The sequence below is a fragment of the Corynebacterium halotolerans YIM 70093 = DSM 44683 genome, assembly GCF_000341345.1.
GTDB classification, from domain to species: domain Bacteria; phylum Actinomycetota; class Actinomycetes; order Mycobacteriales; family Mycobacteriaceae; genus Corynebacterium; species Corynebacterium halotolerans.
In genome coordinates this window covers 2732874-2748154 of sequence record NC_020302.1, presented here as the reverse complement: position 1 = coordinate 2748154, position 15281 = coordinate 2732874, and the positions used below count along the sequence as shown (strand labels likewise).

The following is a 15281-nucleotide window of genomic DNA, read 5'->3' as shown; positions in this document are numbered from 1 at the left end:
TGTGACAGATGTGAATCAGGACAACCAGACTTCTGGCCTTCCGCTGCGTGGCCTGGCGATGGTCCTCATCGCCGTCGCACTGCTGCTGGGCCTGTGGGGCCTCTACGCCCTGACCCAGGACGACGACTCCGATCCCAGCACCGCCGCCGACTCGAACGGCACCGCCACCGCCCCGGCGGAGCGGGGCACGGAGGACGCCGGCTCCGCCGACACCCCCGACGGCGACCGTGAGCCGGCTGCCGACGCCCCGACCGGCACCGCTGAGACCCCGGCCGACGGGGACACGGACGCCGAGGCCGGTGCAGGTGACGGCGCCGCCGCCGACCCCGGGCGCGGCACCGCTGACGCGGACGCCCCGGCTCCGGCGGGGGAGGGCACCGGCGGGAAGGCCCCCGCTCCCGAGCGCCTCAACGTCCTGAACAACTCCACCGTGCCGAACCTGGCCGCCGAGGTCTCCGAGACCCTCAGCGAGGAGGGCCACCGGCTCGGGGAGGTCGGCAACCTGGCCGACGAGATCATGCCGGAGAACACCGTGTTCTTCCAGCCCGGCAACGCCGCCGCCGAGGAACGCGCCCGCAAGCTGGCGGACCGCGTCGGCGGCGTGGCCCGGGAATACATCGACACCCTGCCCGATGAGACCGAAGGCGCCAACGACATCACCCTGGTGCTCGTCGGCCAGGTCGCACTCTAAGGATTTCCTCTCATGGCCGTGGAGTTCCAGCGTTCCCCGAATCCGACCCTCGGCGTCGAGTGGGAGATCGGGCTCGTCGACCCCGTGACCCGCGATCTCGTGCCCAAGGCCGTCGAGATCATCGACCTGGTCAAGGACAGACACCCGGAGGTGCACCTGGAGAAGGAGTTCCTCCAGAACACGGTCGAGCTGGTCACCGGCATCTGTGACACCGTGCCGCAGGCCATCGGGGAGCTGTCCCACGACCTGGCGTGCATCCGGGAGGCCGCCGATGAACTGGGGGTGCGGGTGTGGGGCTCCGGCTCCCACCCGTTCTCGGATTTCCGGGAGCAGCCGATCAGCGCGAAGATGTCCTACGCCGAGATCATCAACCGCACCCAGTACTGGGGACAGCAGATGCTGATCTGGGGCGTGCACGTCCACGTCGGCATCAGCCACGAGGATCGGGTGTGGCCGATCATCAACGCCCTGATGACCAGGTTCCCGCACATGCTGGCGCTGACGGCCTGCTCCCCGGGCTGGGACGGGCTGGACACCGGCTACGCCTCCAACCGGACGATGCTCTACCAGCAGCTGCCGACGGCCGGCCTGCCCTATCAGTTCGGCTCCTGGCAGGAGTGGCTGGACTACATGCACGACCAGGACATCTCCGGGGTGATCAGCCACACGGGCTCCATGCACTTCGACATCCGCCCCGCCAGCAAATGGGGCACCATCGAGGTCCGCGTCGCCGACGCCACCAGCAATCTCCGTGAGCTCTCCGCCCTGGTGGCCCTGGTCCACTGCCTGGTCGTCCACTACGACCGCATGATCGACCGCGGCGAGGAGCTGCCCATCCTGCAGCCCTGGCACGTGGCCGAGAACAAGTGGCGGGCCGCCCGCTACGGACTCGAGGCGCTGGTGATCACCTCCCGGGACACCGATGAGCGCTGGGTCGCGCAGGAGCTGGCCGAGCTGGTGGACATGCTCTCCCCGCTCGCCGAGGAACTCGGCTGTCGGGCGGAACTGCACCTCATCTCCGAAATCCTCGAGCGTGGGGCCGGCTACCAGCGGCAACGCCGCATCTTCCAGCGGACCGGCTCCTGGGAGGAAGTGATCGACGCGACCTGCGATGAGATGGAGGAACTGAAGCCCATTGAACACTGAACACACTGGGCCCCCTGAGCACACCGGCCGCGAAACCACCGACGTCGTCTTCCTCCACCCCACCGGCCGCCAGCCGGACTCCTGGACCGGGGTGGTCCGCAGCCTCCCCGGCGAGGTCAAGCCCTGGCTGCCGAACCTGGGGCGCGGCAGTTTCGAGGAGCAGCGTGCCGCCGTGGAGGCCTTCCTGGACAAGAACGAACTGCGGCGGGTGGCACTCGTCGGGCACGCCATGGGCGCGGTCGCCGCAGTGGCCGTCGCCGCGGCCCAGCCGCAGCGGATCACCGGCCTGGTGTTGTCCCAGCCGCAGTTGTTTTTCGACCCCTCCCAGGTCCGCAACCAGATCCGGGCGCTGAAGCTCATGCCGAAGTTCCTGCTCGGGCGCGCCGGCCTGGACAAGGCCTCGGCGATCGCCGCCCTCGAGCAGGTCCAGCACATCGACCTGCGTGAGAAGGCGAAGGCGATCACCGCCCCCACCCTCATCCTCGCCACGACGGAGGAACCCGCTGGCCTGCCCTCGGCGGAGCAGGCGGCGGAGATCATCCCCGACGCCACGCTCGCGAAGGTCTCCGGACTGTCCGGCACCTGGTACGAGACCGATCCCGCGCGCTTTGTCGCCGAGATCTCCCCGCACCTGGGCGTGGGGTAGGGGCCGCAGGATCAGATCCCGGGCTCCCCGGTCGACGTCCGCCGGTCGGGTGGTGCGTCGACGGTGCGCGTGCCGACGGCCGACGTCGACGGGCCCGCCACCAGCCGCCTGGTCGTCCGCACGCTGACGCTGACGCACCGTTCGAGGGGGCCCTGCCCGAACACCCGGCACCAGGCCAGCGCGAAGGTGGCGGCGACCACCAGGTGGATGAGGAACCACAGGAACGGTTCGTCGTAGTGCACCTCCGCGGCCAGGGCCAGCAGGTGCGCGGTGTACAGGGTGAAGGTCATCGCCCCCATCGTCGCCAGCGGGCCGAGCGGCCCCGGGATCCGCCGGGCGATCAGCAGGCAGGCGCCGAGTGTGGCCAGCCCCACGCCCAGCGCGAAGGCGATGGCGAACGGGGTGTTCGTGTGCCGGGTGGTGATCACCAGCCACCACGCCGTGCCCTCGGGCCGGAACTCCGGGCCCCACACCAGCCACCTCCACAGCAGCTCCTCGTCCATCCCGACGCTGAGGAGCAGCCGGTCGTACCCGCCCGCGCCGTACAGCAGCAGGTGGGAGACGGCCTTGGCGCCGGCGGCCAGTAGGGCGCCCACCACCAGCAGGGTGCGCTGAACCGTCTTCGAGCGCAGATCCAGCCGCCCCACCGCGAGTCCGGCCAGGACGTAGGCCATGTACGGCAGGGCCGGGTAGACGCCGGTCACCAGCAGATGGGACAGGATGCCGAGTGGTTCGGTCGCCAGCTCGTGGAAGGTCGGGTTGTAGGAGGTCGTGCCCGGCAGCCGGTTCCAGAGCAGTTGCATCAGCGGCTGGGAGAACAGGGCAAATCCGGCCGCCCACAGGAACAGCGCCCTCGCACCCAGGTGAAGGAAGGGGACGGCCAGCAGGAAGAAGGCCGCGTAGTAGACCAGGATGCCGGCCGCCGGCGGGTCCTCCGCCGGCATCACGGACGAGACGGTCAGGCCGACCAGCCCGATCAGCATCGCCCGCACGAGAAGGCCCACCCGGTCCGCGGTCATCCGCCTGCCGCGGTGCACGGAGACACCACCGGTGCCCAGCCCCAGGCCGACGCCGGCGAGCAGGGCGAACAGGGCCGCGGAGTTGCCGGAGAACAGAATCCAGGCCAGGCTCGCATCGCCGGTCTCCGGATTCCACGACGGCAGGATGTGGATGACCATCAGCCCGATCAGGGCGATGCCCCGGGCAGCGTCGACGCCCACCAGCCGTCGTGACGCCGCAGGTGTGCCCGCCACGGCTCCGGGCGGGGAAGCACCGTTCACCGGGGCCACTGCGTTCACGTTTCTTCCTTCGTCCATGGATCCACCTCACTGTCAATGAGCAGGCGGCCGTCTGGTCCCGGACAACAGGTCCCCGGCGGTCATGCCAGCAGGGTCGCGTGATTCCTGCGGTCCCACCGCAGAATTCTCATTAGTCTCTCATGAATACTGGAGAGATTTTCTCAGTTTAGCGGCAGGATGGGGAGGATGAGGCGAGTCCGGATCGCGGAGGGCCCGGGAGAAAGTGGTTTCCCGGGCCCTCCGGTCGCGTGGACCGGGATCTTCTCAGCGGCGGCGCATGGGCCGCTCCGCCGGGGCGTCGTTACGCGAGACGTCGTCCCTGACGCCGTAAAGCCCCTCGCGGCGGGACACGCGGCCCAGCCGCTGGGCGGTGACGGGGTTGGTGATCAGGGCGAAGAGCACCAGGAGGACGAGAATGCCCAGGTCCCCGGCCTCGGCGACGCCGAAGTCATCGGAGGCGGTCACCCGGAACAGCGCGCCGATCATCGTGAGGATCAGGCCGGTGGTCTGCGGCTTGGTCACGGCGTGGACGCGCGACATGGTGTCCTTGAACCGGATGACGCCGACCGCGGCGGAGAACACCAGGAACGCACCGGTGAGGATGAAGATCAGCGAGATGATGTCGGCGATGAGTGTGAAGTCCATTTCAGGAACCGTCCCTCTTGCGGAAGCGGGCGACGGACACCGTGCCGATGAAGCCCAGCAGGGCGATGACCAGCATGACGTTGGCGACGGTGGTGTCCAGGGTCCAGCAGATGTAGGTGGCCAGGGCGCACTGGAACATCGCGACGAAGCCGTCGAGTCCGAGCATCCGGTCCATCGAGTTGGGGCCGGTGACGATCTGCCAGGCCATCATCAGGAAGGACGCGGCGAAGAACACGGCCGCGATGGTCAGGAAAGCGTTGTACACGTTCGGATCCACGGCGCCTAGCCTTTCTCGAAAATGGTGATCATGCGGCGCTCGAGCGCCGCGACGTTCTCGATCTCCCGGGCGATGTCCTCGTCCGTCTCGGCGTCGAGCACGTGGATGGTCCACATACGGTTGGCGATGTCGATGTCCGAGACGGAGCCGCCGGGCTGCAGGTTGTAGAAGGTTGTGGCCAGGGTCAGCACGAGGTCATTCGACACCCGCATCGGCACCTGCAGGATCGCGGTCCTCGGCGGGGCGGCCGGCCGCAGGGCCAGCCAGGCGACCTTGAAGGAGGCGACCATGAGTTCCCCGCTCCAGATGAACAGGTAGCGGATCAATCCCAGCCAGCTGACCCGCATGCCGGCGATCGGCATGGCGGGCAGGGGCAGCGCCAGGACGACGAACAGGCCGACGAGTAGGCCGCCGGCGGCATTGGCCCAGGTGACCTCGCCCATGAGCAGGCACCACATGATGATGATCCAGATGACGAACCAGGGTCGGAATCTGCGGCGGAGTCCCTCGAACATCAGCTCTCCTCCTCGATGGCTGGCGCCGGTTGCGGAAGCTCGTGATTGCGGTTGTCCAGGACGTCGGACCGGTCGTCCAGACGCTGCTGGTCCAGGGAACGCGACGGGTTGTCCCAGTTCTCCCCGAGGACGGCCGTGCGGTAGTTGCCGGTGTCCTGGGCGGACTCCGCCGCCCGGTCGGTGACGCTCAGGATCGGGCCCGCCAGCACGGTCACCGCCAGGGAAGCGGCGATCAGGGTGGCGGTGGAGCCGATCATGCCCCCCGGAATGCGGCCCGGATCGTCCCGGTCGCGGAAGTCGACCTCGTCGGTGACGTCGGCCAACGGGGCCGGGCGGGCGATGGCGATACTGCCCTCGGGGGCGTCCTTGCGGTCGCGCCAGAAGCCCTTGGACCACACGATCACCATCACGTAGAGCGTGAGTAGCGAGGTGATCACGGTGCCGGCGATGAGTACCCAGACCACCCAGCCGCCGACGTTGGCGCCTGCCTCGAGCAGGATGATCTTGCCCAGGAAGCCGGAGAACGGCGGGATGCCGCCCAGATTGATCGCCGGGATGAAGTACAGCAGGGCGATGACCGGGGCGGTGTAGAGCAGTGAGCCCAGCCGCCGCAGCGAGGACGTGCCCGCCTGGCGCTCGATGAGGCCGACGACGAGGAACAACGCGGTCTGGACGAGGATGTGGTGCACGGCGTAGAAGATCGCGCCCGACAGTCCCTGGGCGGTGCCCAGCGCGATGCCGAAGATCATGTAGCCGATGTGACTGACCAGGGTGAACGACAGGAGTCGTTTCATGTCGTTCTGGGCCATCGCACCGAGGATGCCCACGATCATCGTCGCCAGCCCCACCCACATCAGCAGGCCGTCGAGTGCGCCGTCGGTGAACACCACCGAGCGCATGCGGATGATCGAGTACACGCCCACCTTGGTCAGCAGGCCCGCGAACACCGCGGTGACCAGCGATGGGGCGGTGGGGTAGGAGTCGGGAAGCCAGGCGTCCAGTGGGAAGACCGCGGCCTTGAGGCCGAAGGCGATGAGCAGGGTGGCGAAGATCGCCGCCCGGGTGCCGGAGGGCACCTCATCCATGCGCAGGCCGATCTGGGCCATGTTGACCGTGCCCACGGAGGCGTAGACCATCGCGAGGGCGAACAGGAAGATCATGGACGAGATCATGTTGACCATGACGTATCCGACGCCCGCCCGCACCCGCGCCGGTGAGGCGCCCAGCGTGAGCAGCACGTAGGACGCGACGAGGAAGACCTCGAAGCCCACGTAGAGGTTGAACAGGTCACCGGAGAGGAAGGACAGGTTCACGCCCATGCTCAGCAGCATGTAGGTCGGCAGGAACACCGCCACCGGCTCATCCTTGCCGCCGTCGCGCACACCCTGGCTGATGGCGTACCACATGACGCAGAACAGGACGACGGCCGAGACCGTCAGCATCACGGTGGACAGCCGGTCGGCCACCAGCGTGATGCCGATGGGCGCGTCCCAGCCGCCGATCTGCACGGTCTGGATGCCCTCCAGGTCGACGACGATGACCATCGACGCGGCGAGCGCGATCATTCCCAGCAGCGTGCCCAGCGCGATGGTGCGCTGGACGTGCGGGTGGCGGCCGGCCAGCAGAGCGAGCGCTGCCGCCAGCGCCGGGAGCGCCACCGGCAGGGGGATGAGGTACGGCATGTAGGGCAGCAGTGCCTCGACGAAGGGTCTCAGGGTCTCAGTCATCCTCTTCTCCCTTCACCGGAGCCTCGAAGGACTTCGGACCGAAGGCGTCGCCTTCGCTGGTCATGCGTCCGGTCTCCGGATCGTCGGAGGCGTCGTGGTCCGGGGCCGCCGAGGCGGCGACCGGACGGGCCGCGATCGCCGCGTCCTCGGTGTCGTCCTCGATGACGTCCGCGGTGCGGTAGCGGTACTGGCGGTAGGCCAGGGTGAGGATGAATGCGGTCATCGCCATCGAGATGACGATGGCGGTGAGGATCATCGCCTGCGCCAGGGGATCGGCGATTGTCTCGTCGTAGACCTCGCTGTCGCGGTGCATGATCGGCGGGGAGCCGGCGGAACCGCCGGCCTGGAGGATGAACAGGTTCGCGCCGTTGCCGATGAGCATCAGGCCCAGCATCATCTTCGTCATGGCGCGGTCGAGCACCAGGTACACGCCCGCGGAGACGAGGGTGCCGGCGGCCAGCAGCAGGAACAGATTGGCGACCATCTACTTCTCATCTCCTTCACGGGTGATGTCGGTGGGGCCCGGTTCCGGTTTCGGATCCGCGTCCGGCGCGTCCGGTATCTCCCCGCCGGCCGGCTGGCCACCCGGGGAGGCGGCCCCGTCTACCCCCGGCTGGGGGCCGCCGGAGGCGCCGCCCGGGGCGACCCTGACCTTCTGGCGGCGTTCCGCGGCACGGGCCATGGAACGGGCGCGGTCGCGGGCGCGCTGCTTGCGCATCTCCTCCTCCAGGTCGAGCTGACCGCCCAGGGAGGTGAGGATGTGCATGATCAGACCGACGACGATGAGGTAGACGCCGGCGTCGAAGAGCAGGGCACTGGGCACGGTGACCGTGCCCACCAGCGGCAGCGTGAACTCCCAGTAGTCGGAGCTCAGCGGCGGGCGGCCCAGGAACATCGGCCAGAATGCGGCGGCGGCCGACAGCAGCAGACCGGTGCCGAGGATGCGGCCGGCGTCGATGGGCAGGGCCTCCTCGAGCTCGGCGCGGCCACCGGCGATGTAGCGCAGGGTGAAGGCGAGCGCGGCGACCAGACCGCCGGCGAAGCCGCCGCCCGGGGCATTGTGGCCCGCGAAGAAGAAGTAGATCGAGACCACCATCATCGACGGGAAGAGGACGCGGGTGGCCACGTCCACCATCAGCGAGCGGTTCTGCTGCTTCTCCGTCTCGACGCCCGCGGCCAGCCAGCGCCGGCCGGTCACCCGCAGGGTGGGGCGGCGCGACTCGCGGGAGAAGGAGCGGGTGCGGTAGATCAGGGAGGCCACGCCGGTGGCGGCGATGACCAGTACCGAGATCTCCCCGAAGGTGTCCCAGGCGCGCAGGTCGACCAGCAGGACGTTCACGGCGTTCGAACCGTGCCCGATCTCGTAGGCCAGATCCGGCATGAACCGCGAGATCGGCTCCGCGGTACGCGCGTTGATGGCGAACATGACGATGATCGTCACCGACAGGCCGACCGCGATCGAGAGCCAGGCGCGCAGCCGCTTGGCCTTCGGCGACTGTTTCCACTCGGTGGAGGTCGGCAGCTTGCGCAGCACCAGCATGAACACGACCATCAGGACCGTCTCCACCAGGGTCTGGGTCAGCGCCAGGTCGGGTGCCCCGTGCAGGGCGAAGATGAACGCCAGGCTGTAGCCGGTGATGCCGACCATGATGACCGCGGAGAGACGGTTGTCCATCTGGGTGGCGGCGATCGCCACGATGATGATGACTACCGAGGCCAGCGCCTGCCACGGGGTGTCCCACAGCATCAGACGGACGTCGGTGCGCTCGCCGAGCACGACGACGATGATCGGCAGCGTGATCAGCACGCCGAAGATGATCGCCAGGTTGCCGGTCAGGGAGCCACGCTGGGTGGAGGCGGTCAGCCGCAGCGAGAGCCGGCGGAAGAAGTCCAGGATGGCGTCGTAGGCCGAGTCCGCGCTGCCGAGCGCCGGCTCCTCGAGCTGGGCCTTCGCCACCAGATCGCGGCGCCAGTGCATGATCACACCGCCGAGGATAATGATCACCGTCAGCAGCAGCGGCAGGGTGAAGCCGTGCCACAGGGCCAGGTGGCCGGCCTCCTCGCCCGGCGCCAGCGGGGCGATGGCGTCGAGGTGGAAGCCGATGGCCGCGTCCAGCGGGGCCGGCCACAGGCCGAGCAGGACGGTCAGCACGGTGAGGACGAACGGGGCCGCCCACAGCTTCAGCCGGATCGGGTGCATCTGCTCCACGGCCTCGGAAGTGCCGCCGCCGCTGGGGTGGTCGAGCGGCTTGACGGCGAAGGCACCGTACAGGAAGTACAGGGCGTAGGCCATGGTCAGCACGGAGCCGACCACCAGGCCCACCATCATCAGGTTGCGGGGCATGCCCACGAGCAGCGGTTCGTGCAGGACGCTCTCGAGCGAGGACTCCTTGGCGATGAAGCCGAACAGCGGGGGAACGCCGGCCATCGACGCCGCGGAGAGCACCGCCAGCACGGTCAGCAGCGGCTGGCGCCGCCCCAGACCGGAGAGCTTACGGATGTCACGGGTGCCGGCGGTGTGGTCGATGGCGCCGACGATCATGAACAGGGTCGCCTTGAACAGGGAGTGGCTGAAGGTCAGCGCCAGGCCCGCCATCATCGCCTCGCGGGAGCCGATGGCCATCACCGCGGCGATGAAGCCGAGCTGGGAGACCGTGCCGTAGGCGAGGATGAGCTTGAGGTCCTTCTGCCGCAGCGCCATCCAACCGGTCATGATCATCGTGAGCAGGGCCAGTGGGATGACCACCAGGTGCCAGGTGTTCACCACGTTGAAGTCCGGGGCCAGGCGGGCGATCAGGTAGATGCCTGCCTTCACCATGGCCGCCGAGTGCAGGTAGGCCGAGACCGGGGTGGGCGCGGCCATCGCGCCGGGCAGCCAGAAGTGGAAGGGAGCGATCGCGGACTTGGTCAGCGCGCCGGCCAGGATGAGCACGATGGCGGCGGTGATGTGCGGGGTGGTGGTGAAGTCGGCGAACTCGCCGATCTCCGACAGCCGCCAGACGCCGGTCTGCCGGCCGAGCAGGATGATGCCGACCAGCATGGCCAGACCACCCATGACGGTGACCATGAGCGCCTGTCCGGCCGCGCGCCGGGAGGAAGCGCGTTCGCCGTAGTAGCCGACCAGCAGGAAGGACAGCACCGACGTGATCTCCCAGAAGACGTACATCAGGAGGAAGTTGTCGGAGGTCACCAGGCCGAACATGGCCATGGCGAAGGCGACCATCTCGGCGCCGAAGATCGACAGCCGGCGGGGGTTCGAGTCGAAGTAGCCCCAGCAGTACAGCAGCACCAGGGCACCCACGCCCAGCACGATCAGGCTGAACAGCCCGGCCAACGGATCGAGACGGAAATCGAGATTCAGATGGGCGGCCGCCATCCATTCGATATTGGTGTTGAGCTCACCATCGTCCCGGAAGGTGCCGTCGAGGAAGAGCGACAGCACCCAGAGGAATCCGGCGGCGGGAACCAGAGCCAACACACCGAACGCGGGGCGGCCCATGGTTCTGATGAGTACGGGCGCAACCACGGCGGCGACGGCGAGGGCACCTAGAAGTATCAGCACGTGTCCGAATCTCCCCTTCGCATTGGCGGACAGGACAAAGCACAACCGCTCCGCGATGTCGGCGCCAACATGCGTGCTGCCCCCAGCGGCAGTTGATCACTCATCCTCCGCCGGGCGACGGGGACAGGGGAGAGTCACTGAGAAACACTCAAGAACAAGGCGGCGTCGTCCACGGCGCGGCCAACGCTCACCAAGTCTACAGGGCCGGACATGTCGCTGGCACTTCAGTTTCCCCTATTCTGTATATATAGGGGTCTCTCACGCCGCCCGCGGCCCCGGTTGCCGGTGCAGACAACACGGTCACCGCCGCAGGTGGGGCATGGAACGCGGGGGAGGGAATTCAGCCGTAGATGAGCTGCGCGCCGGAGCTCAGGGCCGCGGCGGCGGACGCCTCCGGGCTGGCGCCGAAGCCCATCGCCCAGGCCCGCCGACGGTGGTGGGTCTGGTGACCGACGTGCAGGAAGGTGACCGTGGCCTCGTAGAGCTCGGACTGGTGGAAGGAGAGGATCTCGACGTGGCGGCCGGCGTCGGCCAGCAGGTGGGTGCACGCGGAAACCGGGCCGGCGGCGGTGATCTCGCGCGTTTCGGCGTGGGGCTGGGCGGTCTTCGAGGTCCGGGTCAGCTCGGCAGTGAAGCGGTACTCGCCACCCCGCATGCGGGCGGACTCCAGGCGGGAGATGCGCAGCTCGGGCATCGGGGCGTAGGTGGCGGCGAACAGCGACCACTCCATGCCGCGGGCTTCCTCGCGCAGCCCCCGGGGGAGACGGTGGTCGGCGCCGAAGCGGGCACGGAAAGGATCCTCGGCGAACAGGCGCGGCTGGGCGTTCTGCTCCGGAGAGGGGGTGCTGGTGGAGGTGAAGTAGGTGACGGTCGAGCGCGGAGAGGTCTGCGGGAACATGGTGACGGTCCTTCGAATCTTGAGGGAAAGGAAATGGACCGACTCTTCAACGGCGGGAGGGAATAACGACTACTACCCCAGGTGCGGGGAGTCAGTCCCTATCCCGCACTGGGGTGTGTAGCCTCGGCTACTCGCTGAAGAGCAATGTTGTACGTCACACTGACGACGATAACCGGTGCCGTGGCAGGAGGCAAGGCCGGCGCGTGTTCCCGGTGATCACGCCAGCTCAGATCGGTGACTACCCCCGGTACCCGAGCAGGAACATGGCTTCGGCGACGGCGATGTTCTCGATCTCCGTGGGGTCGACGGACTCGTTGGGGGAGTGGATCGTGGACTGCGGCTCCTCGACGCCGAACAGGGCGATCTCCGCGTCCGGGTAGGCGTTCTGCAGGGCCAGGGTCAGCGGGATGGATCCGCCGCTGCCCACGGTCGCGGTGTCCTCCGCTCCGTAGGCGGCGGCCAGGCACCCACGCAGGTGTGCCAGGGCCGGACCGGAGAGATCGGTGCGGAACGGGTCATTGACGTCGGCGATCCCGACATCCACGCGCGCGCCCCAGGGAACGTGGTTGCGCAGGTGCGAGGCGAGCTTCTCCGCGGTGTCGGCGGCGTCCATGCCCGGGGCCACGCGCAGGTTGAGCCGGGCGGAGGCGGTGGCGGGCACGGCGTTGACGGCCTCGTCGACGGGGGTCGAGGTGAAGCCGGTGACCGTCACGGACGGGCGCGCCCAGACGAAGTCGGCCGGGGCGTCGTCCGTGTCGCCCATCAGCCGCACACCGTCGAGCACACCGGCGTCGGCGCGGAAGGTCTCGGCGTCGTAGGGCTCGCCGTCCCAGCGGGTGGTGGTGTCGACGCCGTCGATGACGGTGCGGCCGTGCTCGTCCCGCAGCGAGTCGAGTGCGCGGACCAGGGCGGCGACGGCGTCGGGGGCGGCACCGCCGAACATGCCGGAGTGCACGGGGTTGCGCAGGGTGTCCACGGTGACGGTCAGTTGCGCGCCGCCGCGCAGGGTGGTGGTCAGGGTCGGCGTGCCGACGGCCGCGTTGCCGGTGTCGGCGATGAGGATCGCGTCGGCCGCGAACAGCTCGGGGCGCTCGGCCAGCAGAGCGTCGAGACCCTCGCCGCCGCGCTCCTCGGAGCCCTCGATCACGACGGTCAGGCCCAGGCCGGTGCCGCCGGCGGCCTCGACGGCGCGCAGGGCGGCCAGGTGCATGACGAGGTTGCCCTTGCAGTCGGCGGCACCGCGGCCGTACCAGCGGCCGTCGCGCTCGGTCAGGGTGAACGGATCGGAGATCCACTCGGCGGGGTTGCCCGCCGGCACGACGTCGTAGTGGGAGTAGAGGAGGACGGTGGGCATGCCCTCGGCCGCCTCACGACGCCCGATCAGGGCGGTGGAGCCGTCGACGGTCTCGATGGCCTCGACCTCAAGGCCGGCCTCGGTGAGCGCGTGGCGCACCCACTCCGCGGCGCCCTCGGTCTGGTCCTCCAGGCCGGGCTGGGCGTGCACGGAGTTGAAGGCCACGAGCGCGGAGAGGTCGGAGAAGATACGCTCGCGTTGGGTGGTCACATGGCTGCGGACGGCATCGGTGTTGACTGGGTTGCTCATGGGGGTCCACGTTACCGCCCGCCGCCCCCGGCATGCCTTGCACTCGGGGTGTCCGACTGCTAAAACGGAGGCTGGCACTTGAATAGTCCGAGTGCCAGATGAACTGAAAGTCTTCAGCGGGTGAGGTTGGTTCACACTCACCGACCATGCCGTCGCGGGCGCCTGCCTGGAGCGCAGACGTGAGTGTCGTCCTATATACAACGAGGAGCACAAACACATGGCAAAGATCATCGCCTTCGACGAGGAAGCTCGTCGTGGTCTCGAGCGCGGCCTGAACACCCTGGCCGACGCCGTCAAGGTCACCCTCGGCCCCAAGGGCCGCAACGTCGTTCTCGAGCGCGGCTGGGGCGCCCCGGTCATCACCAACGACGGCGTATCCATCGCCCGTGAGATCGAGCTCGAGGACCCCTACGAGAAGATCGGTGCCGAGCTGGTCAAGGAGGTCGCCAAGAAGACCGACGACGTCGCCGGCGACGGCACCACCACCGCCACCGTTCTCGCCCAGGCCCTGGTCAAGGAGGGTCTGCGCAACGTTGCCGCCGGCTCCAACCCGATGGGCATCAAGCGCGGCATCGAGACCGCCGTGGAGAAGGTCACCGAGGCACTCCTGTCCGCCTCCAAGGAGGTCGAGACCGAGGAGCAGATCGCACAGACCGCCGGCATCTCCGCCGCCGATCCGGAGATCGGCAAGCAGATCGCCCGCGCCATGTACGCCGTGGGCAACGGCCAGGTGAACAAGGACTCCGTCATCACCGTCGAGGAGTCCAACACCTTCGGTGTCGAGCTCGAGGTCACCGAGGGTATGCGCTTCGACAAGGGCTACATCTCCGGCTACTTCGCCACCGACATGGAGCGCCAGGAAGCCGTCCTCGAGGATCCGTACATCCTCCTGGTCTCCTCCAAGATCTCCAACATCAAGGATCTCGTGCCGCTGCTCGAGAAGGTCATGCAGTCCAACAAGCCGCTGCTGATCATCGCCGAGGACGTCGAGGGCGAGGCCCTGTCCACCCTCGTGGTCAACAAGATCCGCGGCACCTTCAAGTCCGTTGCCGTCAAGGCCCCGGGCTTCGGCGACCGCCGCAAGGCCCAGCTGCAGGACATGGCCATCCTCACCGGTGGCCAGGTCATCTCCGAGGAGGTCGGCCTGTCCCTGGAGACCGCTGACCTGCCGCTGCTCGGCCAGGCCCGCAAGGTCGTCATCACCAAGGATGAGACCACCATCGTCCAGGGCGCCGGCAGCCAGGAGCAGATCGAGGGCCGGGTCAAGCAGATCCGCGCCGAGATCGACAACTCCGACTCCGACTACGACCGCGAGAAGCTGCAGGAGCGCCTGGCCAAGCTGGCCGGCGGTGTCGCCGTCCTCAAGGTCGGTGCCGCCACCGAGGTCGAGCTCAAGGAGCGCAAGCACCGCATCGAGGACGCCGTGCGCAACGCCAAGGCCGCTGTCGACGAGGGTATCGTCGCCGGTGGTGGCGTGGCCCTGCTGCAGGCCGCCAGCGTCCTGGAGAACGACCTGGAGCTGCACGGCGACGAGGCCACGGGCGTCAAGATCGTCCGCGAGGCCCTGTCCTCCCCGCTGAAGCAGATCGCCTCCAACGCGGGCCTCGAGGCCGGCGTCGTCGCCGACAAGGTCGCCGGCCTGCCCGCCGGTGAGGGCCTCAACGCCGCCACCGGCGAGTACGTCGACCTGATGGCCGCCGGCATCAATGACCCGGTCAAGGTCACCCGCTCGGCGCTGCAGAACGCCGCCTCCATCGCGGCTCTGTTCCTGACCACCGAGGCCGTCGTCGCCGACAAGCCGCAGCCGGCCGGTGCCGGTGGCGGCATGCCGGACGCCGACGCCATGGGCGGCATGGGCTTCTAGGCCCGTTGTGCCGGCCAGCCTGAGAGCGCCCTGAGCGCTGTTGGCGGGCCGCCTGCTTCGCGACGCCGCGGGGCCACGCTCTCAAGGGGCGTGCGGCCCCGCGGCGTCGTCGCATTTCCGGGCGCGGGGTGGGCGGGCTGCGGTATGGTTGAGGACGGTGAATTGCGGCTGCGGCAGGGAATGTATCCGCCGCCTATGTTGTCGTGCCAGCGAAAATTAGGGTTGCCTTACCCCCGGAATGGGGGGAGGGGGAAATATTTTTTCGGCGCTAGCGGGCCTCTAAATCGAGCGGTAGCTGCGAGGTGTTACGGCATATCGTTTTCGTTAACCCTCCGTTAACTTTTATTATGCCATTCCTGCAGGTCACTCCGTTTGCGCTGGGATGGGGTCTGAAAGGTTAACAATAGGG

At 68.4% G+C, this 15281-nt stretch carries 13 protein-coding genes; 4 read left to right on the top strand and 9 right to left on the bottom strand.

Going from position 1 to position 15281, the window contains the following annotated elements:
* Position 1 precedes the first annotated feature (1 nt).
* The 3 genes from A605_RS12635 to A605_RS12625 are packed head-to-tail and all read left to right on the top strand — an operon-like array spanning position 2 to position 2483.
* A complete protein-coding gene (locus tag A605_RS12635; RefSeq protein WP_149029442.1) occupies positions 2–691 on the top strand; it encodes a LytR C-terminal domain-containing protein in 690 nt (229 codons plus the stop codon).
* A 12-nt stretch (positions 692–703) separates the two neighbouring features.
* Positions 704–1837 carry a glutamate--cysteine ligase gene (locus tag A605_RS12630; RefSeq protein ID WP_015401897.1) on the top strand — a complete coding sequence of 378 codons (1134 nt, stop codon included), beginning with the start codon at positions 704–706 and terminating at the stop codon, positions 1835–1837.
* A complete protein-coding gene (locus A605_RS12625) occupies positions 1827–2483 on the top strand; it encodes an alpha/beta fold hydrolase (protein ID WP_015401896.1) in 657 nt (218 codons plus the stop codon). The genes A605_RS12630 and A605_RS12625 overlap by 11 nt, the downstream gene beginning before the upstream one ends.
* An 11-nt stretch (positions 2484–2494) precedes the next feature.
* On the opposite strand, the gene A605_RS12620 is transcribed toward A605_RS12625, so the two are convergent.
* The 9 genes from A605_RS12620 to A605_RS12580 all read right to left on the bottom strand — a co-directional run bounded on the left by A605_RS12620 (position 2495) and on the right by A605_RS12580 (position 13008).
* Positions 2495–3781, bottom strand: coding sequence for a heparan-alpha-glucosaminide N-acetyltransferase domain-containing protein (locus A605_RS12620; protein ID WP_244428986.1), 1287 nt, complete (start codon positions 3779–3781; stop codon positions 2495–2497).
* Between the two features lie 264 nt (positions 3782–4045).
* A complete protein-coding gene (mnhG, locus tag A605_RS12615) occupies positions 4046–4426 on the bottom strand; it encodes a monovalent cation/H(+) antiporter subunit G (protein WP_015401894.1) in 381 nt (126 codons plus the stop codon).
* 1 nt (position 4427) lies between these two features.
* The gene (locus A605_RS12610; protein WP_015401893.1) at positions 4428–4703 is read right to left on the bottom strand and encodes a monovalent cation/H+ antiporter complex subunit F; all 276 of its coding nucleotides are present in this window, start codon (positions 4701–4703) and stop codon (positions 4428–4430) included.
* A gap of 5 nt (positions 4704–4708) precedes the next feature.
* Positions 4709–5218 carry a Na+/H+ antiporter subunit E gene (locus tag A605_RS12605; RefSeq protein ID WP_015401892.1) on the bottom strand — a complete coding sequence of 170 codons (510 nt, stop codon included), beginning with the start codon at positions 5216–5218 and terminating at the stop codon, positions 4709–4711.
* Entirely contained in the window at positions 5218–6945 is a 1728-nt protein-coding gene (locus A605_RS12600) for a Na+/H+ antiporter subunit D (protein WP_015401891.1), read from the bottom strand. Before A605_RS12600 ends, A605_RS12605 begins: the two co-directional genes overlap by 1 nt.
* Positions 6938–7429 (bottom strand): Na(+)/H(+) antiporter subunit C, encoded by a 492-nt coding sequence (locus A605_RS12595; RefSeq protein ID WP_015401890.1) that lies wholly within the window; start codon positions 7427–7429, stop codon positions 6938–6940. The genes A605_RS12600 and A605_RS12595 overlap by 8 nt, the downstream gene beginning before the upstream one ends.
* Complete coding sequence (locus A605_RS12590) at positions 7430–10507, bottom strand: Na+/H+ antiporter subunit A (protein WP_081602138.1); 3078 nt, start codon at positions 10505–10507, stop codon at positions 7430–7432.
* A gap of 340 nt (positions 10508–10847) precedes the next feature.
* Positions 10848–11405: a hypothetical protein gene (locus A605_RS12585; RefSeq protein WP_015401888.1), complete on the bottom strand. Its 558-nt coding sequence runs from the start codon at positions 11403–11405 to the stop codon at positions 10848–10850.
* A 238-nt stretch (positions 11406–11643) separates the two neighbouring features.
* On the bottom strand, positions 11644–13008 hold the full coding sequence (locus A605_RS12580; RefSeq protein WP_015401887.1) for a dipeptidase: 1365 nt from the start codon (positions 13006–13008) through the stop codon (positions 11644–11646).
* Positions 13009–13225: 217 nt separating this feature from the next.
* Here A605_RS12580 and groL point away from each other — a divergent pair, with 217 nt between their 5' ends.
* Positions 13226–14872: a chaperonin GroEL gene (gene groL, locus A605_RS12575; protein ID WP_015401886.1), complete on the top strand. Its 1647-nt coding sequence runs from the start codon at positions 13226–13228 to the stop codon at positions 14870–14872.
* Positions 14873–15281: the final 409 nt, after the last annotated feature.